Here is a 24,173-nt window from a genome sequence, read left to right on the forward strand (position 1 = left end):
ACCCGATAACAATCGAATTTTAGGTATATCTTTATGACGCCTTCGCGGGCAAGCCTCGCTCCTACGGATTTATATCGTTCGCGGAATATGCGCACGACACGGACTTGTAGGAGCGAGGCTTGCCCGCGAAAGCGGTATCAAGTCTTACAACCCTTCGTCCAACACCTTCGAGAGCATATCGACAAAGAAATCCACGCTCTGACGCGACGTAACCATCGGCGGCTTGATCTTGAGAATGTTCAGATAATCGCCAGTCGGCTGCATGAAGATCCCCAACTCACGAAGGCGATCACACAACGCCGTGGTTTCTTCAGTCGCAGGCTCCAGGGTTTCTCGATTGCGGATCAACTCCACGCCCAGATAGAAGCCAGAACCATGCACTGCGCCCACCAACGGATGCCGGTCGATCAATGCTTCAAGACGCTCCTTGAAATACCCGCCCACGACTTGGGCGTTTTCCCAGAGTTTTTCTTCTTCCATCACATCCAGCACTGCCATGCCGATTTGGCAACTGACCGGGCTGCCACCGGCCGAAGAGAAGAAGTAACCCTCGGCCTCCAGCGCTTCGGCGATTTCCCGGCGGGTAATGACTGCGCCCAACGGCTGGCCGTTACCCATGCCTTTGGCCATGGTGATGATGTCTGGCACCACACCCTGTTCTTCGAAGCCCCAGAAGAATTTGCCCATTCGGCCATAACCGACCTGCACTTCATCGGCGATGCACACCCCGCCCTGAGCGCGGACCAGCGCATAGACCTGCTGCAAATAGCCCGGCGGCAGCGAGATACCGCCGGCATTGCCGTACACCGGTTCGCAGATGAAACCGGCTAACTGACGTTTCTGCTCGGCGATTTTCGCCAGGTTGTGTTCGACGCTGCGCACGTAGTCGGGTGCGCTGTCGACGCCACGAAATTCACCGCGATAGGTGTTCGGCGCTGTCACTGGATGCACCCAGTCCGGACGGCTGCTCAAGGCCTTGGGGTTATCGGCAATCGAAGTCGAAACAGCGTCCGCTGCCACCGACCAGCCGTGATAAGCCTCCAGCACGCTGAGCATGTCGCGGCCGCCGCTATAGGCCCAAGCCAGGCGAATCGCCAGGTCATTGGCCTCGGTGCCGCTATTGACCAGAAATACGCGATCCATGTTGTCCGGTGCCAGTTTCAGCAAGCGCTCGGAAAACTCGGTAATCGCCGCGTAGTGAAAACGCGAGTTGGTGTTGAGCAACGACCACTGCCGGTTGGCAACGGCCGCCATGCGCGGATGGCCATGACCCAGGACCGCGACGTTGTTGAGCATGTCGAGGTAAGAACGACCCTGCATGTCGATCAGGTGATTGCGCCAGCCACGCTCGATGCGCGGCGGATCGACGTAATAGTGCTTCTGAGAGCGAGCGAAACTCGCGTCACGGCGGGCCAGCAATGTCTGCGGATCGAGTTCTTCTTCCGCATCGCAGGCCAGGCCCAGCAACACGGCAGGTGAAGGACACAACGCCTGCCATGCTGCCGCGCGCGAAGGCGTGCAAAACAACGGCGCGTCGAGCTGAGCGCTTCGACACAACTGCACGATCAATGGCCCGTTGACCGAACCCAGCACCTGGCCTTTGACCAGCGCCGCGCCACTGCGCACCGACGGAGTCACCCCCCACAACCGGACGCTCAGTTCTGGGCCGTCCAGTTGCAGCAGGTTCTCCCCTTCAACATGGATAACCCCGGCAAACGGCGCTTCGACCGTCGTGCCGTCGGGCACTCGCAATGCAACGTGCAACGGGAAAGTGTCCGGTTCGCTGGCGCTGTCAGGCCGAGTGCGGGACAGACGATACTGCCCATATCGACTGGCCGCCAGACCGTGAGCCGCTGCGGCTTCCATCAACAAATGCAGATCGATCCCTTGCTGTTCCCAGTTACCCGCCTCGAAATGCGGACTGAGCACACCCAGATCGATCAACGCAAATTCACGCCCCACCAGACTCGGCAACAATGGCGCGAAACCTTCGCTGTCGATGGCCGGCAGGTTTTGGCCGACTGCAGTAAGAATCGCCGCCTCCATCAACGCAAACGGCACCGATGTGGCAACACGGAAAATTTCCCACTCATGGGTCAGGTTGTCGCGACTGTACTCATTGCCCGGATCGATGCTGACCTGCTGCTCGCCACTCAGTACCAGCACTGCCGAGCGCGCGACGATCAGCGGCCAGAGCGCCAGCATCTCTTCATACTGCAACGGATTGACCGCGTGATAAGCCCGAACCGCCGGCAAAATGCAGAACGGATCGCCATCAGCATGGTGCAGCAGCGCGGCGCAGGTCACCGACAGATCGGTGATCCTCCAGGTTCGGAGCAAATCACCGAAATCGATCACGCCCTGCAACTGCCATTGGCGTTGGGAATCCCGCTGCCAGACCACGTTATCGTCGGTAATGTCCATGTGAATCGCCTGCACCGGCAGCTTATCCACCAGTGGCTGCAAATGGCGCTCGGCTTGTTCGGCCGCCTCAGCAATCAATTCTCTCTGCCGATCATCCTTGATCACCGGCAGCAAATGCGCGATCAACGCGTTGGCGTGGCGGGCGTCCCATTGAAGGGTGCGCTCAAGACCCGGATGATCGAAACCGGCCAGCGCCAGATCCATTTCGCCGCAGAGTAGACCGAAACCGGCAACCACTGAATGATCTAGATGATCAAGGTGCGTCAGGGACTGGCCTTCGATGTAATCGAGCAGTCGTACATGCACTGCCTGGCCCCCAACTTCAAGGGAGAGCAGGTCAGCGCCGTTTTTGGCAGGAATCACTCGGGGCACTGGCACGCCGGAATGTTCACCCAAATACTTGAGCCCTGCGTGTTGGGCTTGCAGCTCCAGTGCCGAGTAATCGCCACGGCAGATTTTCAGGACAAAACGCCCCTGCTCGCTGTCGACCCGGAAATTGAGGTCCTGCTGGCTCCCAAGCGCCTGCAACCGCCCGCTCAGCCCGTAATGTTCTTCCAGCAGCTCAAGCGCTTGCGCCGCAGACACCTGCGGGCTGGGCAGACTGGCGCGATGAATCAACGTGGCGAGCGGCATACAACGACCCCTGAAATTTTATTAGGCGCTTATATCGCCACTGCTTGGGGCGATACGCAACCCTCTTATACCGGTCGGGGGGTCGGCATTGGGGATGGTTTTCAGTCAGCGACTACTCAGATGAACTTTCCTACAGCAATCTCGGATTGAGCGACTTCAAGATTTTGATCGCCTGAACCACCGCACCACTCGCACCGACCACCACTTTGCGTAAGAATGTCGGCCCATCACGCCTATTGCTGGAGAAACACTATGAACGTAGTCACCACCGACCTGCCCGGTGTTCTGATCATCGAACCCAAGGTATTTGGTGACGAGCGCGGTTTCTTCTATGAGAGCTTCAACGCCAAGGCTTTCGAAGAAGCGACTGGTCTGAACACCCAGTTCGTTCAGGACAACCATTCCCGCTCGCAAAAAGGCGTTCTGCGCGGTCTGCATTACCAACTGGAAAACACCCAGGGCAAACTGGTCCGCGTCACCGTCGGTGAAGTGCTGGACGTGGCGGTGGATATTCGCCGCAGCTCGCCGCATTTCGGCAAATGGGTGGCCGTGCGCCTGTCCGCCGAAAACCATCGCCAACTCTGGGTGCCGGAAGGTTTTGCCCATGGTTTCGTGGTGCTGAGTGATTTCGCCGAGTTCCTCTATAAAACCACCGACTACTACACCCCGTCGGCCGAGCGCAGCATTCGCTGGGACGATCCGGACCTGGGCATTGACTGGCAGCTGGACGAAGCACCAAAACTGTCGGCCAAGGATCAGTCCGCCGCGTTCCTCAAGGACGCCGAAGTCTTTTCCTGAATTCCTGTGTGAATCTTCACCGCCAGCGCGCACTTGATCCCAGGTGCGCAGACTGCGCCCGCAAGCCTAGGCATAATGCGTCTGTACCCACAGGCGCCTGATGCTCATGACACCGACCCTCCCACGCAGACCCCGCTGGCGTAGCCTGGCGCTGCTCGCGTTATGTCTGGCGCCCTTGCTGTGGCCGCTGGAGCATTTGGCCGAGCGTTACTACCGCAGCGAACTGGCAGGGCAGAACCGTCAGACCCTCGACCTCTATGTCGCCAACCTGCTGGGCACCCTGCATCGGTATGAAGTGTTGCCGCAGATTCTCGGCGAGCTGCCCGCCCTGCGCACGACGTTGGCCGCGCCCGACGAGGGCGTGATTCAGGGCAATGCCAATCGCCTGCTAAAAAACATCAGTGCCCAGACTGGCGCCGAAGTCATGTACCTGATGGACACCACCGGCAAGACGCTGGCGGCTTCCAATTGGGACAAACACGACAGCTTCGTCGGCCGCAATTTCGCCTTCCGTCCTTATTTCAGTGAAGCCATGGCCGGGCGTCTGGGGCGCTTCTTCGGCCTGGGCACCACCTCGGCCAAACGCGGTTACTTCTTCGCCGCAGCGATACGTGATCGCGAAAAAATCATCGGCGTGCTGGTAATCAAGGTCGATCTCGACCACACCGAGAGCCTTTGGGGCAAAACCCCGGAACAACTGTTGGTCACCGACCACAATGGCGTGGTTATCCTCACATCGCGGCCCGAATGGCGTTTCCGTTCAACCCGTCCATTGAGCGACGCAGAACGCGAGGCCATCACCGCGATTCAACCCTACCCGACCCGCGATCCCCAGCCGTTGAACCTCGACCCCAATGCCTGGCTGACCCAAACCCGGCAGATCGAAGAAACTGGCTGGAGCGTCAATATCCTTGCGCCGCGTACCTTGATCGACCGTCCAGTGCGTACGGTCGTGGCGATTGGTGGCGCAACGTTGCTGGTATTGATGTTGCTGCTCGGCCTGATGATGCAACGTCGACGCCATTACCTGGACCGGATTGCCTTCGAAGGCAAGGCCCGCCAGGAACTGGAAGGCCGGGTCGCTGAGCGAACCAGCGACCTCGAAGGCCTCAACCGTCGACTGAAGCAGGAAGTGCTGGAACGCGAACACGCTCAGCAGGAACTGGTGCGCGCGCAGGATGACCTGGTGCAGGCCGGCAAGCTCTCGGCGTTGGGGACCATGTCGGCAAGCATCAGCCATGAACTCAATCAACCGCTGGCGGCGATCCGCAGCTACGCGGAAAACGCCGAAGTGCTGCTCGATCATCAGCGCACCGAGGATGCTCGCGGCAACCTCAAGCTGATCAGCGAATTGACCGGGCGCATGGCCTCGATCATCGCTCACCTGCGTGCCTTCGCCCGGCGTGATCGCCACGCCCCGGAAAGCGTGGCCCTGCAACCGGCACTGGACGATGCCTTGGCATTACTGGCCAAGCGTCGACGCAGCATGGAAGTCGAACTGATCCGTGACCTGCCGGCCGCCACTCTGTGGGTCGAGGCTGGTGAAACCCGTCTGCGCCAGGTACTTGGCAATTTGCTGGCCAACGCCCTCGATGCCCTGACGGAAAAAGGCCCGCCGCGTAAACTCTGGTTGAGTGCCGAGTCCACCGCTGCCGGCGTCAATCTGTACATTCGCGACAACGGCCCCGGGTTCTGCCTGGAAGCGCTGGGTCGTGCCGGCGAGCCCTTTTACACCACCAAGACCCGCACTCAGGGGCTCGGGCTGGGGCTGGCAATCTGCGACAGCCTGATGCGCGCCTTCGGGGGTGAACTGTCGTTCTCCAACCACAAGGAAGGCGGCGCCCTGATTACCCTGAAACTGCGCGCAGGCGCACCGGGCGTGAGCCTGCAACCGTCCGAGGACCGAAGTGCATGACCATCGACAACCGCATCCAGGTCGTGTTGATCGACGACGATCCCCACCTGCGCCAGGCCCTGAGCCAGACCCTGGACCTGGCCGGCCTGAAAATCCTGCCGCTGGCTGAAGCCAAAGGCCTGGCCGGGCAACTGGAACGCGACTGGCCGGGGGTGGTGGTCAGCGACATCCGCATGCCGGGCATGGACGGTCTCGAACTGCTGACCGAACTCCACGCCCAGGACCCGGAGTTGCCGGTGCTGCTGATCACTGGCCACGGCGATGTGCCGCTAGCCGTACAAGCCATGCGTGCCGGGGCCTATGACTTTCTGGAAAAACCTTTCGCCAGCGATGCCCTGCTCGACAGCGTGCGTCGTGCCCTGGACTTGCGCCGGCTGGTGCTGGACAACCGCAGCCTGCGCCTGGCCCTGAGCGATCGCAACGAACTGAGTGCTCGACTGGTCGGGCAATCGGCGCCGATGCTGCGCCTGCGCGAACAGATCGGTGCCTTGGCGGCGACCAAAGCCGACGTGCTGATCCTCGGCGAAACCGGTGCAGGCAAGGAAGTGGTGGCTCGCGCGCTGCATGACTTGTCGAGCCGGCGTAACGGCCCGTTCGTGGCAATCAACGCCGGGGCTCTGGCCGAGTCGGTGGTGGAAAGCGAACTGTTCGGTCACGAGCCCGGTGCGTTTACCGGCGCGCAGAAGCGCCGCATCGGCAAGTTCGAATTCGCCAACGGCGGCACGTTGTTCCTAGATGAGATCGAAAGCATGAGCCTGGATGTGCAGGTGAAATTGCTGCGCTTGCTGCAAGAACGGGTCGTCGAGCGCTTGGGTGGCAACCAGCTGATCCCGCTGGACATCCGCATCATTGCCGCGACCAAGGAAGACCTCCGTCAATCCGCCGATCAGGGCCGCTTCCGTGCCGACTTGTATTACCGCCTGAACGTCGCGCCGCTGCGCATTCCGCCGCTGCGTGAGCGGGGCGAAGATGCGCTGATGCTGTTCCAGCATTTCGCCGACGAAGCCAGCGCCCGCCACGGTTTGCCGCCCCACGAATTGCAGCCGGGGCACCGGGCCCTGCTGCTGCGCCATACTTGGCCAGGCAACGTGCGAGAACTGCAGAACGCCGCCGAACGTTTTGCCCTGGGTCTTGAACTGGCGCTGGACAACAGTGCGCCTGATGGCGGCGTCGGCACCACGGTTGAAGTGGTCAGCGGCGGTTTGAGCGAGCAAGTGGAGAACTTCGAGAAGAGCCTGATTGCCGCCGAACTGGCACGCTCGCACAGTTCCGTACGCAGCCTCGCCGAAGCGCTCGGCATTCCGCGCAAAACCTTGCATGACAAACTGCGCAAGCATGGCCTGAACTTCGGCGACAGCGGCGCCAGCAACCCCACTGACGACCTCGATTGAGCTACCGTAAAATCATCCTATTCAAACAAAAGGCCCGTGAATGAACCGCGACAGTCGTCACCTGGAATCGATCCTCCATTCCGACATTCCCCTCACGCGGGACATGGGCCTCAAAGTGCTCGACTGGCACGACCAACAACTGCGCCTGCACCTGCCGCTGGAGGCCAACGTCAATCACAAGAGCACCATGTTCGGTGGCAGCCTGTATTGCGGCGCGGTGCTGGCCGGCTGGGGCTGGTTGCATTTGCGTTTGCACGAAGAAGGCATTGAAGACGGGCACATCGTGATTCAGGAAGGACAGATCAGCTATCCGCTACCGGTCACGATGGACGCGACGGCGATTTGTCGGGCACCGAGTGCCGCCGTGTGGAAGAAGTTTCTGGCCATGTATGAGCGGTATGGACGGGCGCGGTTGACGCTGCATTCGCGGATCGTGAATACCGGGAGTGAAGAGGATGCGGTGAAGTTTACCGGGCAGTACGTCCTTCACCGATGACTGATCGTTCCCACGCTCTGCGTGGGAATGCAGCCCGTGACGCTCTGCGTCACTGGACGCGGAGCGTCCCTAGAGGCATTCCCACGCGGAGCATGGGAACGATCTTAGTTGCGAGCCAAAGCCAACAGTTTCTCCCGCCACGCCGCTTTAGCCGGCAGCGCCAAAAAGAATTCATTCAACAACGACTCCCGCGCCGGGTAACAGAACGGCTCACCATTCAAATCCAGCACCTCACCGCCCGCGCCTTCCAGCACACCTTGTGCCGCTGCAGTATCCCACTGCGAAGTCGGCGCCAACCGCGGATAACAATCCGCCGCCCCTTCCGCCAGCAGGCAAAACTTCAGCGAGCTGCCAATATTCGCCAGTTGCAGTTCACCCAGGCTGTCGCTCAACCCCGCGAGTAACCGCTCTTGCTCAGGGCTGGAATGCCGACGACTGGCGACCACCGTAAAAGCCTCGCCCGCCGCCGGAACGTCGCGAACCTGAATCGGCAACGGCTCGGCGCCTTTATCGCCACGCCAGGCACCCAATCCGGCACCGCCGACATAAAAGCGCCCGTTGGTCGGCATCGACACTACGCCAAACACCACACGCCCCTGCTCGATCAGCGCAATGTTGACGGTGAACTCTTCGCTGCCGGAAATAAACTCCTTGGTCCCGTCCAACGGATCGACCAGCCACCAGCGCTGCCAGCCGGCGCGCACGCTCTGGGGGATATTGGCGTCCTCTTCGGACAGCACCGGAATGCTCGGATCCAGCGCCGTCAGCCCGGCCAGAATCAGATGATGAGCGGCCATGTCGGCGGCGGTGACCGGGGAATCATCGGACTTTGCAGTCACGGCAACGTTGACGCGCCAGAACGGCAGGATCGCTTCGCCCGCCTTCAAAGCCAGTTCAACGACTGGCGCCATCAACGGATGGGGGAAATTCAACGTCATGGCAGGAACACCCCACGCTGAGTCAGCAGATCACGGGCCAGATACAGCGCCGCCAAGGCACGGCCCTCGGTGAATCGCGGGTTCTGCGCCAAGGCCGACAATTCCCGCAAGTTAATCTTGTCCACACCCATCGGCTCGGGCTCGTCGCCCTCCAGGCGTTCTTCGTACAGATCGGTGGCCAGCACCACCTGGATCTTCTGGCTCATGTAGCCGGGTGACAGCGACAGCTCGGTCAGATGTTCCAGCTGCCGCGCGCCATACCCGGCCTCTTCCTTGAGCTCCCGTTCAGCCGCCGCCAGTACGTCTTCGCCCGGCTCGATCAAGCCTTTGGGCAGGGACAGTTCATAGGCATCGGTGCCGCCGCAGTATTCCTCCACCAGCACCGCGTGGTCCGCGTCGAGCATCGCCACGATCATCACCGCGCCATATCCAGCGCCCTTGCCGACCAAGCGCTCGTAAGTGCGCTCCACGCCATTGGAAAAGCGCAGCTTCAGCTCTTCGACACAAAACAAACGGCTGGTGGCGACGATCTCGCGAGCGAGTACGGTGGGTTTCTGGCGCATAAATGGCTCCTTGGCGTAAGCGGGTTACTATACCCGGCCTATCCTGATTGTTTACCTCGGATATCTTTTTTACCGCTGGAGAAGTTTTTTATGTCCCTGCTGCCCTGGCGCGACATCGATACCGTTTTGCTGGATATGGACGGCACGCTGCTGGACCTGCACTACGACAACCATTTCTGGATGGAGCACCTGCCCCAGCGTTATGCCGAGCTGCATGGGGTAAGCCGGGCCATGGCGGAGCTGGAGTTGCAGCCGCTGTTCGAACGCAATGCCGGTCAGTTGCAGTGGTACTGCCTGGACTTCTGGAGCGCCGAGCTGAAGCTATCGGTGCGCGAGCTGAAACTGGAAACCGCGCACCTGATCGCCCTGCGTCCAGATGCGGACACTTTTCTGGCCGCGATCAAACAGGCCGGAAAACGCGTGGTACTGATCACCAACGCCCACCGCGATTCGCTGTCATTGAAGCTGGAACGAATTGAACTGGCGCCGTATTTCGAGCGTTTGATCAGCTCTCACGATTACGGTTTCCCCAAGGAAAACCCGCAGTTCTGGGATGCCTTGCAGGCCGACATCGGCTTCGACCCGACACGCAGTCTGTTTATCGACGATACGTTGCCGATTCTGCGCAGTGCGCGCAATTTTGGCGTGGCGCATCTGCTGGCCGTGAGCGAGCCGGACAGCCGCAAAGGGCCGAAGGACACGGCCGAGTTTGCGGCGGTGGGGGATTATCGGGAGCTCATCACAGGGCTTTAGACGAGTCGTTTGCATCGCGGGCAAGCCACGCTCCCACAGGTTTGGCGTCGTTTGCACACTACGCGAACGACACAAAACCTGTGGGAGCGTGGCTTGCCCGCGATGGCCATCACACGGTCTCAAGTCTTACTCAGGAATCCGCAACGACTGCCCCGGATAGATCTTGTTCGGATCCTTGAGCATTGGCTTGTTGGCTTCGAAGATCTTTTGATACTTGTTGGCATCGCCATATACACGCTTGGAAATGGCGCTGAGAGTGTCGCCTTTCTCGACGGTGACAAATTTTGCCGCCGTTGCCACTGGCCCGGTCACGGTGATCTGATCATCCACCGCGCTGATACCGGCCACATTGCCCAAGGCCAAAAGAATTTTTTCTTTTTCTTCCTGGGTGGCGGCTTCGCCTGTGGCGATAACTTTCTCGCCTTCGACCTTCACCTGGATTTTGGACGTATCGATTCCTGACAGTGCGTCTTTCACATGCTTGGTCAACGCTTCGCTATTGGCTTCGGCCTTGTCTGGTGTCAATGCATCAAGGATTTTTTCACCGGCATCTTTCAAAAAGCTGAAAAGGCTCATCGTGTTCTCTCCATAGGTTAGGGGCCAGACGCCAAAGACTAGACCAGCCTTGCGAAGCCCGGCTCCCAGCCGACCAATGACCCAACCCCGCGCAGGCGGTAGAATCGCAAACCTTGCCCGCGCCCTGGAGCGAAGATGGACATCAAGCAGCTCAAATTCCTCATCGCTCTCGACGAAACCCGGCACTTCGGCCAAGCCGCCGCGCGTTGTCACATCACCCAGCCGACCCTGTCCATGCGCCTGCGCAGCCTCGAAGAAGAGCTCGACCTGCCATTGGTTAACCGTGGCCAACGTTTCGAAGGTTTCACCGCACCGGGCGAGCGCGTGCTGGCGTGGGCGCGTACGGTGTTGGCGGCCTACGACGGTTTGCAGGCCGAAGCGGCAGCCTGTCGCGGCAACCTCGTGGGTACGTTGCGTCTGGGCGTGGTGCCGCTGTCGAGTTTCGACCCGGTACCGCTGATGCAACGCTTGCACGCCGAACACCCGAACCTGCGCTTCGAACTCTCGGCACTGAGTTCCGAACAGATCCTCGAACAACTGGCGAACAATCGCCTCGACCTCGGCGTTTCCTACCTGGAACGCCTGGATGGCGAGCGTTTCGACTCCCTGGCTTTTAGCGAAACACGCATGGGCTTGCTTTACGATCAGCGTTTCTTCAATTTCGGCGACGCGCCCTTAAGCTGGAAATCGTTGATTGAACTGCCGCTGGGCATGCTCACCAGCGGCATGCATTTTCGCCAGTCCATAGACCATAACTTCCATAGTCGTGGCTTGGCTCCCCAACCGTTGCTGCAAACCGATTCAGTCCACCAATTGTTACAAGCAGTACACGGCGGTCTGTGTTGCGCCGTGATGCCATTGGAAGGTGGTCTGGAAAACCTCACCGATCACTTGCGCCTCCAACCCATCGAAAGCGCCCAGACCCTCGCCCGGCTGGGGCTGATCATGCGTCGCAGCGCTCCACGTTCGGCGCTCGCCGAAGCCTGTTTCGCGATCTATCAGAAATCATCAACAGGCTCTTGATCGACGTCATCTATCGGTAGATCAGTAATAGCGATTAGACGCGACAAGTTGACACGCCTAGTCTTAAAGCTGACCAAACCGTTGGTGATGCCTAATGAACGCCAAGCGCCCTGCCCGCGCGGCGCCAGCTGTTGAAATGCCCGCGACCGCCGCAAGCCAGACCTACAGCTACTGCAACCTTGAATACACCGAATCGGCCAGCACCGCGCTGGCCGAGGAAGTCGCGCTGGCGATCGCCTACAACGGTATCAGCCAGGCGGTCATGTTGGTGACGCCAACGGATCTTGAAGATTTCATCGTCGGCTTCACCCTCGGCAGCGGCATCATCGAAGACGCTTCAGACATCTACGACCTGCAACTCAGCGGCACGGGGTCGGCGCAATACGCGCAAGTGACCATCGCCAACCGCGCCTTCTGGAACCTTAAACAGCAGCGTCGGCAATTGGCTGGCACCAGCGGTTGTGGGCTCTGCGGCGTGGAAGCCGTGGAGCAAGCACTGCCCGACCTCAAAGTACTGCCCGGCGCCCCACTGCCCCCGGCCGAATGGCTGGACGGCCTGCGCCAGCGCATCGGCGAATTCCAGCCGCTGGGCCAGCATTGCGGCGCGGTGCATGCGGCGGTGTTCATGAACGGCAACGGCGAATTGTTGCTGGGCCGTGAAGACATTGGTCGGCACAACGCCCTCGACAAGCTGATCGGCGGGTTGATCCGCCAGAAGATCCCGACCACCGGCGGCCTGGCGATTGTCACCAGCCGTTGCAGCCTCGAATTGATCCAGAAAGTTTTACGCGCCGGCATCCAGACTCTGGTCAGCCTGTCGTCGCCCACGAGCCTTGCCGTGCAATGGGCCCGTCGACACAACCTCAACCTCATCCACCTGCCGCAGAAAAATGCGCCACGGGTTTACAGCCCTGCTAGAGAGAATCAAGCGTGAGTCAACATCGTCAAGCCGACCAGAAACCCGTCCCCCGCTACAAGCCCTACAAAGGCCCAGCCGGTGGCTGGGGCGCTCTGATCAGCGTCGCCCAAGCCTGGTTGACCAGCGATAACGCGCTGAAAAACCTCCGCATAATGCTCAAGACCAACCAGAACGGCGGCTTCGATTGCCCCGGTTGCGCTTGGGGCGATTCTCCGGAAAAGGGCATGGTGATGTTCTGCGAGAACGGCGCCAAAGCGGTGAACTGGGAAGCGACCAAACGCCGTGTTGACGCTGCATTCTTTGCCAAACACAGCGTCAGCTCGCTGCTGGAACAGAGCGACTACTGGCTCGAGTATCAAGGCCGACTGACCGAGCCGATGAGCTACGACGCCGAAACCGATCGCTACCAACCCATCAGCTGGGAAGACGCCTTCGCGCTGATCGGTAAACATTTGCAAGGCCTGTCGAGCCCGGATCAGGCCGAGTTCTACACCTCGGGCCGCGCCAGCAACGAAGCGGCGTACCTCTATCAGCTGTTCGTACGCGCCTACGGCACCAACAATTTCCCCGACTGCTCGAACATGTGCCACGAGGCCAGCGGTGTGGCCATGGCGCAAAGCATCGGGGTTGGCAAAGGCACCGTGACCTTCGATGATTTCGAACACGCCGATGCGATTTTCGTCTGGGGCCAAAACCCTGGCACCAACCACCCGCGGATGCTCGAACCCCTGCGCGAAGCAGTGAAACGCGGCGCTCAGGTGGTGTGCGTCAATCCGCTGAAAGAACGTGGTCTGGAACGCTTCCAGCACCCGCAACATCCGCTGGAAATGCTCACCAACGGCTTCAAGCCGACCAATACCGCGTACTTCCGTCCGGCACTGGGCGGCGACATGGCGGTGCTGCGCGGCATGGCGAAATTCCTGCTGCAATGGGAACGCGATGCGCAGAAGACTGGCGCCCCGGCGGTGTTCGATCACGACTTCCTCAATGAACATGCCGTCAACGTGCTGGAATACATGGGCGTCATCGACGACACCCCATGGGAGCAGATCGTCGAACAGTCCGGCCTGACTCTGGTGGAGATCGAGCAAGCGGCGCGCATGTACGTCAAAGGCAAGAACGTGATCATGTGCTGGGCCATGGGCATTACCCAGCATCGTCATTCGGTGCCGACCATCCAGGAAATCGCCAACCTGATGCTGTTGCGCGGCAACATCGGTCGGCCGGGCGCCGGTTTGTGCCCGGTGCGTGGTCACAGCAATGTGCAGGGCGATCGGACGATGGGCATCAACGAACGTCCGCCGGTGGCATTCCTCGATGCTCTGGAGCGCCGCTTCCAGTTCAAGATGCCGCGTGAAAACGGCCACAACGTGGTCGAGGCGATTCACGCCATGGCCGACGGCCGCTCAAAAGTCTTCATCGGGCTGGGTGGCAACTTCGCCCAAGCCACCCCGGACAGCCCGCGGACCTTCCAGGCCTTGAGTAACTGCGACCTGACCGTGCAGATCAGCACCAAGCTCAATCGCAGCCATCTGGCGCACGGTAAAGACGCGCTGATCCTGCCGTGCCTGGGCCGTACCGACATCGATATCCAGACTGAAGGCGCCCAAGCGGTGACCGTGGAAGACTCGTTCAGCATGGTCCACGCCTCCAACGGTCAGCTACAGCCGCTGTCGAACCAGATGCGCTCGGAGCCTGCAATCATCGCCGCAATCGCCGCGGCGACCCTGGGGAACAAACCGGTGGACTGGAACTGGCTGGTGGCCGATTACAGCCGCATCCGCGATCTGATCGCCGAGACCATCCCGGGCTTCCGGGACTTCAACGAGAGAATCCAGAACCCGGGCGGTTTCCACTTGGGTAACAGCGCCGGTGCACGTCGCTGGAATACCCCATCGGGTCGGGCCAACTTCCGTGCGAACATGCTGCCCAAAGACCTGGTGCACGAACGCACCCGCGCCACCGGCATGCTGCCGGATCTGATCATGCAGTCGATGCGCTCCCACGATCAGTACAACACCACGATTTATGGTCTTGATGACCGTTATCGCGGGGTGAAAGGTCAACGGGATGTGTTGTTCGTCAATGAGGCCGACATCATTCGCCTGGGGTTCAAGCCAGGGCAGAGGGCCGACATCGTTTCGATCTGGGATGATGGCCGTGAGCGGCGGGTGAAGGGCTTTACGCTGCTGGCGTTTGATATTCCTGCCGGGCAAGCGGCCGCTTACTATCCGGAGGTGAACCCGCTGGTGCCGCTGGAAAGCACCGGGGATGGCAGCCATACGCCAACGTCGAAGTTTGTGGCGATCCGGTTGGAAGCGGCGAGTGAGACCGGGTTAATCATGGCCAAATCGGCTTAACGTGGCGTCAAGATTGTTCCCACGCTCTGCGTGGGAATGCAGCCCGGGACGCTCCGCGTCCCAAGAGCGGACGCAGAGCGTCCATTTAGAGGCGTTCCCACGCGGAGCGTGGGAACGATCACTGAGAAAACACTTTCCAATCGCCCACAAAAAAGGCCGTTTTTGTATAAAAACGGCCTTTTTGAAGTAGCTAAAGACCGGTGAAAAACACTTAAGTTCCGCCCAAAAAACAGTAACTTATAGAATTGTGCTCAAGTCGTGTTACTCGTCGGATTTCGGTTGTCACAACCATGACACAGCCTCAGGATCGCGCCGTCATCCCCTTGAGGTTCCTCTATGAAGTTCTCCTCGATTCTCTTGTTGTCCCTTGGCCTGGTCAGTGGCTTCGCTTCTGCAGGCGGCACTACCGAAGCAGGTGTGGGCGGCGCATTGGGCGGGGTTCTGGGCTCGGTCGTCGGTCAATCGTTAGGCGGCAGTACAGGTTCAACCATTGGCGCAGCCTTGGGCGGCGCGGGTGGTAGCGCAGTTGGCGCAGACAAACACAGCCGTGGCGAAGCCGCCATTGGCGGTGCGCTGGGCGCAGCAGGCGGTAACGTGGTCGGCCGCAGCATGGGCGGCACCACCGGCAGCCTGATCGGCTCCGCAGCAGGCGGCGGCGCCGGTGGCGCGCTGGGTAATTACATGGGCAAAGAGAGTGATCGCGACGATGATCGTCGTTCCTATCGTGATCGTGACGATCGCCGCTACTACCGTGACGACCATCCAGGTCGTGGCCATGCCTATGGCCACCGCAAGCATCACCATCGCTATCGCGACTGAGGCTTGAATCGTCTCGTTTACCGGTAGATCAAAAAAATCGCAGCCCTCGGGCTGCGATTTTTTTTTGCCCCTCAAACCGCTAGCCGTTCCAATGCCCCGCGCAATCGAGCAGGAATTGCCACCGGTTGATTCGTGGTCCGATCCACGAACACATGCACGAAGCGCCCCGCCGCGCAGGCCTCGTCTTCGCCGGTCTTGAACACCGCCAGTTCGTATTGCACGGAACTGTTGCCCAACTTGTCGACCCGCAGGCCAATCTCGATACGGTCCGGGAAAGCGATGGAGGCAAAGTAGTCGCAGGCCGAACTCACCACAAACCCCACTACCTCGCCGTCATGGATATCCAGGCCGCCGACTTCGATCAGGTAGGTGTTCACCGCCGTGTCGAAAAAACTGTAGTAGGTGACGTTGTTAACGTGACCGTAGGCGTCATTGTCATGCCATCGGGTGGTGATGGGCTGGAAGTGGGGGTAGTCGGTGCGTTGGGGTATCGGGTTGGACATCAGCGTCGGTTCCTGGGGTTGAATGGTTAGTTTAAGGTGAAACCGCGTCGCCCCCCTTCGCGAGCAGGCTCGCTCCCACATTTGGATTTTCATTGATCACAGGTTTGTGTACGCCTGAGATCCAGTGTGGGAGCGAGCCTGCTCGCGAATAGGCCTTCACAGACGCCACATAAAATCACATGTCAGCAAACCCTCGCCCCTCTGCTGCCAACTCACCAATCAACCGCGTCGGCGCCCAGTGATCGCCCTGCTTGGTCTCAAGCTGCAACAACCGCAGATGAATATCTTCCAACCCTTGCTGATCCGCCCAGGCCATCGGCCCGCCCTTCTCTGCCGGGAAGCCATAACCATTGAGGTAGACCAGATCGATGTCATGCGCCGATGTTGCAATACCTTCCTGAAGAATCTTCGCCCCTTCGTTGACCAGCGCCAGCAAACAACGCTCCAGAACCTCTTCAGGGCCGATCTCGCGACGCTGGAACCCCAGCCCCTCGCTGATTTCCAGTACCAGCGCATCGACTTCCAGATCGTGCTCAGCCTGGCGACTGCCCGGTTCGTAGTGGTAATACCCATCGCCACTCTTCTGACCGAAACGCCCCAGCTCGCACAAGCGGTTGTCCACTTGAACCTCCGGCGCATCCTGACCTTTGCCAGCCAGTTCCCGAGCACGCCATTCCAGATCGATGCCGACCACGTCGTACATGCGGAACGGCCCCATGGCGAAACCAAAACCTTGCAGCGCCGCATCCACCTGATAAGGCAACGCGCCCTCAAGCAACATCTTGCGCGCTTCGAGCACGTACGGATGAAGCATGCGATTACCGATGAAACCGTGACAGTTACCCGACACCACGCTGACCTTGCCCATGCGCTTACCCAGCGCCTGGGCGGCATCAAGCACCGCCGGCTCCGTCTGGGCACCGCGCACGATCTCCAGCAATTTCATGATGTGCGCCGGGCTGAAGAAATGCAGGCCCAGGACCTGTTGCGGACGGCGGGTGGCAGCAGCAATCGCGTCGATGTCCAGCGCCGAGGTATTGCTGGCCAGAATCGCTTCAGGTTTCATCAAGCCGTCGAGTTCGCGGAAGATTTTTTGCTTCAGTTCGAGGTTTTCGTAAACCGCTTCGATAACCAGATCGACATCGCGGATCGCTGCGTAATCGGCAGCCGCCGTCACCCGTGCAATACGCGCATCCGCCTCGGCCTGATCAATCCGCCCCTGACGCACGTTGTGGGCGTAAGTCTCAGCCACGCTGGTCAGCGCTTGCTCAAGCATCTGCGGATTGTTGTCGACCCATTGCACCGGCACCCCGGCGTTGGCCAGGCACATGACAATGCCACGGCCCATGGTGCCTGCGCCGATCACGGCGGCGCGCTGAATATCGAACGGTGTCTGGCTCATGGTTGTTCTCTTGTTAGCGATCCAAAGACAGTCCTCACCATAGTCAGGCACAGGGCTTTTTTGAAATTTATTCCTGTGATGGGCGACATTCAGCGGATGGATGTGCCATTCATTGCGGGAAGCCCATTCCCACAACTGCTATCTGCTCTGGGGGCCCAGAACTCAGGAAGAACCACACAGGAGTGAACCAGGTCCAAATGAGTGCTAGCCAACGACTTGAATCGGGTTAAGATTTTCTTATCTGATTTGATGATTTTAAAAAAATCTTGGCACGGTAAAAAAAATCTGACCCAGATAGGGGAACTGCGATGGGAAACAGAGTGGGCTACGCCCATTTGATTGATGCGCTGGATCTAAAAGCTATCGAGGTGAAACGGCCTGCGCTCATCCAGCCAGTTACCCGCCTGGAGAAAATCGGCGGTGCGTTGTCCGTTCCGTTGAGCGTTGCGCCAGCGAAAGAAGACTACCTCGCACACATCACGTTTGCGCTAAAGCATGAGGGCGTCAATCTCGCCATTCTGGCTCAGGCACTCCCCCGCATTGATGGCCAAATATTGGTCGAAGCCATAACCGAGGCTCCCAGTAGCGCCTACCTGCGCAAGATTTGCTTCCTCTGGGAATTTTTCACCGACCAGCACCTGGACTATCCCGACAACCCTCGCGGCACCGCTACTTTTCTATTTGACCCGGACAACTACATCACCGGGCCATCAGTCCGAAACTCGCGCTGGCGAGTCGACTTCAATGGGCTTGGCACACTTCGATATTGCGCAACAGTCGAACGCACAGCGGAGATCCAGACCCTACTCGACTATGACATTCTTGGTCGATCAAAAGCCTTTATTGGCTCCCTTCCAAAAGAAATGATGGATCGGGCGATCAATTGGGCGTATTTGAGCGAAACTGAAAACTCGTTTGCAATCGAGAAGGAAGCCCCCAGTGAGCAGAAGGCGCAACGATTTGTGCAACTGCTCCGCCAGGCACATCAGCGCCAGCCGCTTACGGAAGATTATCTCGTCGCGCTGCAAAACAGCGCGATCTCCAACCCCTTTGATCGTGCTGCAGCATTCCGACACGAACAAAACCACCTGAGTAATTCATTTCGCGGTGCTGCTGGCGTGACCTACGTGCCGCCAGACCCCGAACTCTGCCGTGAGTTGATGGAAGAGCTGATGACCTTCGCCAACAGAGCGCCAGAGCAACTCGACCCATTGGTCGCCGCAGGCATCGCGTCTTTTGGCTTCGTCTTTCTGCACCCCTTCATGGATGGCAATGGCCGTCTTTCACGCTTCCTGATCCACCTGGCTCTGTGCCGAAGCGGCGCTCTCGAAAATGGCCTCTTGCTACCTGTTTCGGTCGCTATGAAGCGTGAAGAACAACACTATCTGGAAGCACTACAGTCGTTCTCAAAGCCAGCCCGTGAGTTTTGGGATGTTCGCTGGATTGATGCGGAAACAATGACTTTCAACTTCATCGGTGATTCCAGTATCTATCGCTATTGGGATGCCACCGACTGCGTAGCGTTCACGATGGAAATGGCCAAACGAGCCCTCGAGGTGGAGCTGAGAGAGGAAACCGATTTTCTTCAGCGATTCGATGCTCTCGTGAAGGTTGTAAACGAAAACTACGACGTTCGAGGCAATCTTTTGTCCAGGCTAGTCATGCAATGCCTGGATCAAAACGGCATCGTGTCCAAAGGCCGTCGCAAACAATACCAAGGATCAATTCAGGAAGAGGTCTTCAACTTTCTTGAGCAACAAGCTCAGTCGCTATTGGCCGATGCTTACGGTGAGTCTCCTGAAGACGTTTGAACGGCCTCTGTGGGAGGCCGTGTTTCAACTTGGCAGGTGCGCTTGAGCCCAGTCGCGCACGTCGCCATATGGATAATCCTCCAACGCCGCAAACCCCGGAATCGACCGCGCCTTGAGCTTGGTAAACAACGGCACGCTGATCCCGCACAGAAACCGCGTCACGCGCTCCGCCGATGGAGCATTCCCTGTGTGCTGCTCGTGCCTGTGGATAAAATCACCACACAGCGCCTCGAAATTTTTATCCACAAGCGCCGGCAATTCCGGCGGTGCCGGCAATCGCGCCACCTGACCGTGACACACCGAGCAATGCCCGCACTGCCGGGGCGCGTTCTCGTCACCGAAGTACTCGGCCAGACGGTAACCCAGGCAGTGGTCGGTAGCGAACAGATCCAACATGGCGTGTATCCGTGCGATCTCGGTGCGCTCGTGCTGGGTGAAGTAGGCGTGCAATTCAGCGCTCAGGGTTTGGGAATCAAAGTCCGCTTGCTGCAGGCTGTAGACCTCGGTCATCTGCTTGCTTTCAAGCTCCACCCAGCCTTTCTCCTGGAAGTAATCCAGCGCCTTGACCACCCGACTGCGCTCGGCCTGATGCTGTTCATACAGCGCGTCGAAATTCACTGTGGCCCAGGTGCGTGCGCGGCTGGAGGTCTGGATGATCGCCGAGACGAAGTCCCTGCGCTCACCTTCAAAACGAGCCAGCAACGCCTCGGGCTCCTGCAAATACTTGAAGCGGTATTCAGCGTAATAGGCATAACGCGGTGCGATTATTCCGCGCAGCTCCAATTGCACCAGCAAGGTCTTGAGCGGTAACTGGCGAATGTTGCTCTGATCGGCCAAAGGTCCCAGCAGAAACTCCCATTGCCCCTCGGGTACGGCGGCTTGCAACTCCTCAAGCACGCAACGAATGCCGTCCCGTTCTGGCGTATCGCCGTAGACGAAGTTTTCCAGCACGTTGAGGCTGTCGCGGTTGGCTAGCACCAGGCAATCGGACGGCTGACCATCACGCCCGGCGCGGCCGATTTCCTGGCTGTAGTTTTCGATGGATTTGGGCAGGTCGAAATGCACCACGTTGCGGATGTCGCTCTTGTCGATGCCCATGCCGAACGCGATGGTGGCGACGATGCAATTGGACTGCCCGCCCATGAACCGCTTCTGTATCCCTTCCCGTTGTTCATGGGGCAAACCGGCATGATAGGCCTCGGCCTGGATGCCGTTTCGCCCCAGATGTTCGGCGATGTGCTCAGCGGTTTTCTGCAGGGTCACATAGACAATACTCGGCTGGCCGGGACGCTGGCTCATCCGCTCGACAAGGCGTCGGCGCTTGTCCTGGCCGCGTACCGGTTCCACCAACAGATTGAGGTTGGGTCGGTAAAAACCGGTGGTCACCACATCCTCGGGAGCGATGGCGAATTTGGCCTCCATGTCAGCGATCACCTTAGGTGTCGCGGTGGCGGTCAGCAGCAGGGCCTGAGGGATATTGAACTGGCGCTGGTAGTCCGGCAGCTTGAGGTAGTCGGGGCGGAAGTTGTGACCCCATTCAGAGATGCAGTGGGCCTCGTCCACCACCAGCAGCGAAATCGGCACCTGCTGCAAAAAATGGCGGAAGCGCTCGTTCTTAAGACGCTCCACGGAAATCATCAGAATCTTCAATTCACCGGACTTTGCCCGGGCCATTACATCGCTGGCGTCATCGCGGCTCTGGGCCGAATCGATACTGCCCGCCGCAATGCCGTGGCGCTGCAAAAACGCTAACTGATCCTGCATCAGCGCCAACAGGGGCGACACCACCAATGTCAGGTGCGGCAGCAACAAGGCTGGCAGTTGATAACAAAGAGACTTGCCCGAACCGGTAGGGAAAATCGCCGCCGCCGAGCGCCCGGCCAACACAGCACTGACCGCCGCCTCCTGGCCGGGCCGAAATTGTGGATAACCGAAAACCTGTTCCAGGGTGTTGTGCATAAGCTGTCACTCCGTTGACCGCTGCGAAGCCCAAAGCCTAGCCGGCGAACGCAGCGAGTCGAGAAAAGGTCGGGGGCAAAAACGATACGGGATGATACAGCGGATGGCACGAGCCAACTCAGACGCTTCGAAACGCCCTACAAATTCTGGCGCGCCCCCTACAGAGCTTTGATGCGTTAAGCCTGACAGGCCCGTAGGAATATCGACCTTTAAGGGAAAAGCTTAAAAAATAGTTGGCGTGTGCGTAGGTAAAGGCCGATAGCGCCGGTAAATCCCCTACAAAACCTGTCCATTTGCGCCACCTTGCGACGCCTCGTCGCGGCCCTCTATAGTTTTTGTCGCGGCTGAAAACATTGTGTCGGCCTGCCGGCGAGACTGCCCGACTTCCCATAGGACTGACCTCAATGAACACGTTCCATCCGTTAACAGACCGCTATCGCCCGCTCAAAACCAGCTACAGCGATACCCCCGTGTTGGTCATCGACACCGAAGCCAAGCCTCACGAGATTCTTGACGCCGCCCAGCAACGCATCCGCGCCGCCAGTGACCTGCTCGAAACGCTCTATTGCCTGTGCTTCAAACAGGCTGACGTGAAAGACATTCCCAATATCGTCAACGCACTTTACTTGCTGACCCAAGATGGCTGCGAACTTCTTGAAGCCGCAAAACAGCGAATCAAACAAAATACGAGCAACTAAAAAAACCTTACAAGAACAGCAACAACTGTTAACTTCACCATTCAAACAACACAAACTAACGTGCCAGCTCTTAAATCAAACCAAGAGCAACACAAATGACTGCATTAACTATTTTCTTCTGTGGCACTGGCTCAACTAAATTCGATGACACCAACGCAAATTATTGGGACGGAGAACTGGTGTCGACGCTCGCATCCCACCATCTTGGCCGTGAGTTTGCCGAATGGATCGTGGTCGACGGCCCCGGCAGTGGCAACCTGCAAGCCGACAATCTCTTTACCGAGACCAAGGAGTACGGCCTCAGCGGCACACTGTTCGGCAAAGGCTGGGAGCAAAACGTCCAGCACGCGATCAACATCATCAAAGGTCAGTGCGACTGGCAGCGCGAGCAACTGACCGAAGCCGAATACAACCGCTTGAAGGCGGCCGGCGTCCCTATCGAAGACGTGAAAGTTGAAGGCTCGTGGTTCTGGCGCACATACAACTATGGCGATCGCAGCGTGACCCAGCAGGCGTTGCAAGAACAGATCATCAAAACCTTCCGCAAGGACGGTATTATTCCCACCCAGGTCAACTTGGTGGGCTGGAGCCGCGGCGGCATTAGTTGCCACATGCTGGCCAACGCCATGTTCAAGGACAGCGAACTTAAAAACATCCCGGTTAATATCTTTGCGATTGACCCGGTGCCTGGCATTGGTAACTTTCAGGATGACAAGGTCAAACTCGGCGGCAACGTCAAAGAGTATGTAGGTTTCTATGCCCGAGACGAACGCTCGAAAGGTTTCAGCTGCGTTATTCCGCAAACCGCCACCGGCACCAGAACCCACATCTACCCCATACCCGGCCGTCACGCCACCCTGGTTGGCAATGCCTCCCCCGACGGCGTCAACGGCCCGAAAACCCTGGCCAAGCCAGGCCGGTTCGTCCGCCACTTTGCCGAAGTTTGCCTCAAGCGTTGGGGCGTGCAACTGGACAAGTCATTGAACCTGACCCACGCCGATCTGGAGAACCTTGGCAAAGTCATGGTCGACAACGAAGCGAAGTACCGACTGATGCACAACTACTCCTACACCTACTTCACCGAGCTGGATCAAGGCGAACGCTACGTTTCTCTGGGCAGCCAAGGGGTCAACTTCTCGGCGGTGAAAGGCACGATTTATACGCCGGCGACTGGGTTGACGACTAGCGTGCTGGATGTTGCGGCGTATCAGCATATTTGTTGATCGGGTGGGCGGCGCAGGGTGAAAGCACTCCCATGGTGGGCGCGGGATTTTCTGAAAACTGATGTAGAGGTGAAGTTGAATGACCGATAAAACGCCCGACAACGACTCTGAGGGGCAAATCGATGCAGCCTACGAGGCATGGTTCATCCAGCAGGTACAGGCCAGCTTTAATGATCCTCGGCCGAGCATTCCGGACGATGAAGCCAGGCGTCTGATGGCGAAAAAACGAACCTTGTTGAAGCGGTCGACAGATCGGTAGTAACGGCCTATCAAATCTTCATCCCGTTCCTACAACAGAAGGCTCCTTGTCGGCTATCGCTGCCTTGTAGCTCAAATCTATAGTCGTGACTGTCGCTGCCAAATCAGCGGCTCGGGCTTGGTCACCCGATGGAATACATAAACGCGTCCGTTGTATGCTGCCGGCACCTCAAGTGTCTGCACGCTATATGGTGGCTGTGTTTGGGACGCCTTAGGCGTGCCGGTCTTATGTATTCCTCCGGTTGACCAACCCGAACACAGTCCGCCTCCATCGCTTGGTCACGATGGCGGTGCTTTCATCTGATGCATTGGGAATACATAAAATGAATACATGGAATCCGCTCACAAACGATCGTTACCTTCCGTTGCAAACCAACCTCACCGATTCCTCGCCCCTGATCATCGACACAGAGGCCAATCCCCAAGACATCCTCGAAGCCGCCCTCCAGCGCATCCGAGCCTCCAGCGATCTCCTCAAAACCCTGCACTGCGTTTGCTTCAAACACGGCGACATCGAAGACATTCCCCACATCACCCACGCGCTCTTCCTGTTAACCCAGGACGGCTGTGACCTGCTGAAAGTCGCCCAGCAACGCATGATGAACTGGAAAGCGCCGGCCTGACGCTGAGTGATGATCGTTCCCACGCTCCGCGTGGGAATGCCTCTACGGACGCTCCGCGTTCGGCTCTTGGGACACCGAGCGCCGAAAG

Annotated in this window: 21 protein-coding genes; 14 read left to right on the plus strand and 7 right to left on the minus strand. The window is 58.8% G+C overall.

From position 1 onward, the window contains the following. Positions 1-144: 144 nt before the first annotated feature. Entirely contained in the window at positions 145-3,057 is a 2,913-nt protein-coding gene (locus tag AB4O41_RS15350; RefSeq protein WP_460143767.1) for an aminotransferase, read from the minus strand. Between the two features lie 252 nt (positions 3,058-3,309). Here AB4O41_RS15350 and rfbC point away from each other — a divergent pair, with 252 nt between their 5' ends. The 4 genes from rfbC (at position 3,310) to AB4O41_RS15370 (ending at position 7,657) form a co-directional block, all read left to right on the plus strand. Then, positions 3,310-3,855, plus strand: coding sequence for a dTDP-4-dehydrorhamnose 3,5-epimerase (gene rfbC / locus AB4O41_RS15355; protein WP_367373768.1), 546 nt, complete (start codon positions 3,310-3,312; stop codon positions 3,853-3,855). Positions 3,856-3,961: 106 nt separating this feature from the next. Next, positions 3,962-5,770 carry a sensor histidine kinase gene (locus AB4O41_RS15360; RefSeq protein ID WP_460143768.1) on the plus strand — a complete coding sequence of 603 codons (1,809 nt, stop codon included), beginning with the start codon at positions 3,962-3,964 and terminating at the stop codon, positions 5,768-5,770. Continuing rightward, the gene (locus AB4O41_RS15365) at positions 5,767-7,161 is read left to right on the plus strand and encodes a sigma-54-dependent transcriptional regulator (RefSeq protein ID WP_460143769.1); all 1,395 of its coding nucleotides are present in this window, start codon (positions 5,767-5,769) and stop codon (positions 7,159-7,161) included. The genes AB4O41_RS15360 and AB4O41_RS15365 overlap by 4 nt, the downstream gene beginning before the upstream one ends. 40 nt (positions 7,162-7,201) lie before the next feature. Further along, complete coding sequence (locus tag AB4O41_RS15370; protein WP_460143770.1) at positions 7,202-7,657, plus strand: thioesterase domain-containing protein; 456 nt, start codon at positions 7,202-7,204, stop codon at positions 7,655-7,657. Positions 7,658-7,761: 104 nt separating this feature from the next. Here AB4O41_RS15370 and cysQ read toward each other — a convergent pair whose 3' ends face one another. Both cysQ and nudE read right to left on the minus strand, forming a co-directional pair. Beyond that, a complete protein-coding gene (gene cysQ, locus AB4O41_RS15375; RefSeq protein WP_460143771.1) occupies positions 7,762-8,595 on the minus strand; it encodes a 3'(2'),5'-bisphosphate nucleotidase CysQ in 834 nt (277 codons plus the stop codon). After that, a complete protein-coding gene (nudE, locus tag AB4O41_RS15380; RefSeq protein WP_223486444.1) occupies positions 8,592-9,158 on the minus strand; it encodes an ADP compounds hydrolase NudE in 567 nt (188 codons plus the stop codon). Before nudE ends, cysQ begins: the two co-directional genes overlap by 4 nt. Before the next feature lie 90 nt (positions 9,159-9,248). On the opposite strand from nudE, the gene yrfG reads away from it, so the two are divergent. Then, positions 9,249-9,911: a GMP/IMP nucleotidase gene (gene yrfG, locus AB4O41_RS15385; RefSeq protein ID WP_460143772.1), complete on the plus strand. Its 663-nt coding sequence runs from the start codon at positions 9,249-9,251 to the stop codon at positions 9,909-9,911. 126 nt (positions 9,912-10,037) lie between these two features. Here yrfG and lysM read toward each other — a convergent pair whose 3' ends face one another. Continuing rightward, positions 10,038-10,487, minus strand: coding sequence for a peptidoglycan-binding protein LysM (lysM, locus tag AB4O41_RS15390; RefSeq protein WP_460148349.1), 450 nt, complete (start codon positions 10,485-10,487; stop codon positions 10,038-10,040). A 135-nt stretch (positions 10,488-10,622) separates the two neighbouring features. Between lysM and AB4O41_RS15395 the strand changes: the two genes are divergently transcribed. The 4 genes from AB4O41_RS15395 to AB4O41_RS15410 all read left to right on the plus strand — a co-directional run bounded on the left by AB4O41_RS15395 (position 10,623) and on the right by AB4O41_RS15410 (position 15,608). Next, on the plus strand, positions 10,623-11,510 hold the full coding sequence (locus AB4O41_RS15395) for a LysR family transcriptional regulator (protein WP_460143773.1): 888 nt from the start codon (positions 10,623-10,625) through the stop codon (positions 11,508-11,510). Between the two features lie 94 nt (positions 11,511-11,604). Next, complete coding sequence (gene fdhD, locus AB4O41_RS15400) at positions 11,605-12,444, plus strand: formate dehydrogenase accessory sulfurtransferase FdhD (RefSeq protein ID WP_460143774.1); 840 nt, start codon at positions 11,605-11,607, stop codon at positions 12,442-12,444. Continuing rightward, positions 12,441-14,789, plus strand: a complete 2,349-nt coding sequence (locus tag AB4O41_RS15405; RefSeq protein WP_460143775.1) for an FdhF/YdeP family oxidoreductase — start codon at positions 12,441-12,443, stop codon at positions 14,787-14,789. The genes fdhD and AB4O41_RS15405 overlap by 4 nt, the downstream gene beginning before the upstream one ends. A gap of 336 nt (positions 14,790-15,125) precedes the next feature. Further along, entirely contained in the window at positions 15,126-15,608 is a 483-nt protein-coding gene (locus AB4O41_RS15410; protein ID WP_460143776.1) for a glycine zipper domain-containing protein, read from the plus strand. A 71-nt stretch (positions 15,609-15,679) separates the two neighbouring features. Here the strand turns inward: AB4O41_RS15410 and AB4O41_RS15415 are convergent, their stop codons facing one another. Together AB4O41_RS15415 and AB4O41_RS15420 are read right to left on the minus strand one after the other, a co-directional pair. Continuing rightward, positions 15,680-16,111, minus strand: coding sequence for an acyl-CoA thioesterase (locus AB4O41_RS15415; protein WP_460143777.1), 432 nt, complete (start codon positions 16,109-16,111; stop codon positions 15,680-15,682). Between the two features lie 175 nt (positions 16,112-16,286). Continuing rightward, entirely contained in the window at positions 16,287-17,513 is a 1,227-nt protein-coding gene (locus AB4O41_RS15420; RefSeq protein ID WP_460143778.1) for a 3-hydroxyacyl-CoA dehydrogenase, read from the minus strand. 308 nt (positions 17,514-17,821) lie between these two features. On the opposite strand from AB4O41_RS15420, the gene AB4O41_RS15425 reads away from it, so the two are divergent. Beyond that, positions 17,822-19,324, plus strand: a complete 1,503-nt coding sequence (locus tag AB4O41_RS15425; protein ID WP_460143779.1) for a Fic family protein — start codon at positions 17,822-17,824, stop codon at positions 19,322-19,324. Between the two features lie 24 nt (positions 19,325-19,348). Here AB4O41_RS15425 and AB4O41_RS15430 read toward each other — a convergent pair whose 3' ends face one another. Continuing rightward, positions 19,349-21,283, minus strand: coding sequence for a RecQ family ATP-dependent DNA helicase (locus AB4O41_RS15430; protein ID WP_460143780.1), 1,935 nt, complete (start codon positions 21,281-21,283; stop codon positions 19,349-19,351). Between the two features lie 404 nt (positions 21,284-21,687). Here AB4O41_RS15430 and AB4O41_RS15435 point away from each other — a divergent pair, with 404 nt between their 5' ends. The 4 genes from AB4O41_RS15435 (at position 21,688) to AB4O41_RS15450 (ending at position 24,085) form a co-directional block, all read left to right on the plus strand. Beyond that, complete coding sequence (locus AB4O41_RS15435) at positions 21,688-21,981, plus strand: hypothetical protein (RefSeq protein ID WP_460143781.1); 294 nt, start codon at positions 21,688-21,690, stop codon at positions 21,979-21,981. A 95-nt stretch (positions 21,982-22,076) separates the two neighbouring features. Further along, positions 22,077-23,204 carry a hypothetical protein gene (locus tag AB4O41_RS15440; RefSeq protein ID WP_460143782.1) on the plus strand — a complete coding sequence of 376 codons (1,128 nt, stop codon included), beginning with the start codon at positions 22,077-22,079 and terminating at the stop codon, positions 23,202-23,204. 79 nt (positions 23,205-23,283) lie between these two features. Further along, positions 23,284-23,463 carry an antitoxin PaaA2 family protein gene (locus AB4O41_RS15445; protein WP_460143783.1) on the plus strand — a complete coding sequence of 60 codons (180 nt, stop codon included), beginning with the start codon at positions 23,284-23,286 and terminating at the stop codon, positions 23,461-23,463. A gap of 322 nt (positions 23,464-23,785) precedes the next feature. Then, positions 23,786-24,085: a hypothetical protein gene (locus tag AB4O41_RS15450; protein WP_460143784.1), complete on the plus strand. Its 300-nt coding sequence runs from the start codon at positions 23,786-23,788 to the stop codon at positions 24,083-24,085. The last annotated feature ends 88 nt before the right edge of the window (positions 24,086-24,173 follow it).

Source organism: Pseudomonas sp. S2_A02 (assembly GCF_054668495.1).

What these genes read in the sequence shown, in the direction of transcription:
- AB4O41_RS15350 (WP_460143767.1), bottom strand. Translation starts at nt 3,057, where the DNA reads ATGCCGCTCGCCACGTTGATTCATCGCGCCAGTCTGCCCAGCCCGCAG.
- yrfG (WP_460143772.1), top strand. Translation starts at nt 9,249, where the DNA reads ATGTCCCTGCTGCCCTGGCGCGACATCGATACCGTTTTGCTGGATATG.
- cysQ (WP_460143771.1), bottom strand. Translation starts at nt 8,595, where the DNA reads ATGACGTTGAATTTCCCCCATCCGTTGATGGCGCCAGTCGTTGAACTG.
- fdhD (WP_460143774.1), top strand. Translation starts at nt 11,605, where the DNA reads ATGAACGCCAAGCGCCCTGCCCGCGCGGCGCCAGCTGTTGAAATGCCC.
- lysM (WP_460148349.1), bottom strand. Translation starts at nt 10,487, where the DNA reads ATGAGCCTTTTCAGCTTTTTGAAAGATGCCGGTGAAAAAATCCTTGAT.
- AB4O41_RS15420 (WP_460143778.1), bottom strand. Translation starts at nt 17,513, where the DNA reads ATGAGCCAGACACCGTTCGATATTCAGCGCGCCGCCGTGATCGGCGCA.
- AB4O41_RS15370 (WP_460143770.1), top strand. Translation starts at nt 7,202, where the DNA reads ATGAACCGCGACAGTCGTCACCTGGAATCGATCCTCCATTCCGACATT.
- AB4O41_RS15435 (WP_460143781.1), top strand. Translation starts at nt 21,688, where the DNA reads ATGAACACGTTCCATCCGTTAACAGACCGCTATCGCCCGCTCAAAACC.
- AB4O41_RS15440 (WP_460143782.1), top strand. Translation starts at nt 22,077, where the DNA reads ATGACTGCATTAACTATTTTCTTCTGTGGCACTGGCTCAACTAAATTC.
- AB4O41_RS15415 (WP_460143777.1), bottom strand. Translation starts at nt 16,111, where the DNA reads ATGTCCAACCCGATACCCCAACGCACCGACTACCCCCACTTCCAGCCC.
- AB4O41_RS15445 (WP_460143783.1), top strand. Translation starts at nt 23,284, where the DNA reads ATGACCGATAAAACGCCCGACAACGACTCTGAGGGGCAAATCGATGCA.
- AB4O41_RS15395 (WP_460143773.1), top strand. Translation starts at nt 10,623, where the DNA reads ATGGACATCAAGCAGCTCAAATTCCTCATCGCTCTCGACGAAACCCGG.
- AB4O41_RS15425 (WP_460143779.1), top strand. Translation starts at nt 17,822, where the DNA reads ATGGGAAACAGAGTGGGCTACGCCCATTTGATTGATGCGCTGGATCTA.
- AB4O41_RS15360 (WP_460143768.1), top strand. Translation starts at nt 3,962, where the DNA reads ATGACACCGACCCTCCCACGCAGACCCCGCTGGCGTAGCCTGGCGCTG.
- AB4O41_RS15450 (WP_460143784.1), top strand. Translation starts at nt 23,786, where the DNA reads ATGAATACATGGAATCCGCTCACAAACGATCGTTACCTTCCGTTGCAA.
- AB4O41_RS15410 (WP_460143776.1), top strand. Translation starts at nt 15,126, where the DNA reads ATGAAGTTCTCCTCGATTCTCTTGTTGTCCCTTGGCCTGGTCAGTGGC.
- AB4O41_RS15430 (WP_460143780.1), bottom strand. Translation starts at nt 21,283, where the DNA reads ATGCACAACACCCTGGAACAGGTTTTCGGTTATCCACAATTTCGGCCC.
- rfbC (WP_367373768.1), top strand. Translation starts at nt 3,310, where the DNA reads ATGAACGTAGTCACCACCGACCTGCCCGGTGTTCTGATCATCGAACCC.
- AB4O41_RS15365 (WP_460143769.1), top strand. Translation starts at nt 5,767, where the DNA reads ATGACCATCGACAACCGCATCCAGGTCGTGTTGATCGACGACGATCCC.
- nudE (WP_223486444.1), bottom strand. Translation starts at nt 9,158, where the DNA reads ATGCGCCAGAAACCCACCGTACTCGCTCGCGAGATCGTCGCCACCAGC.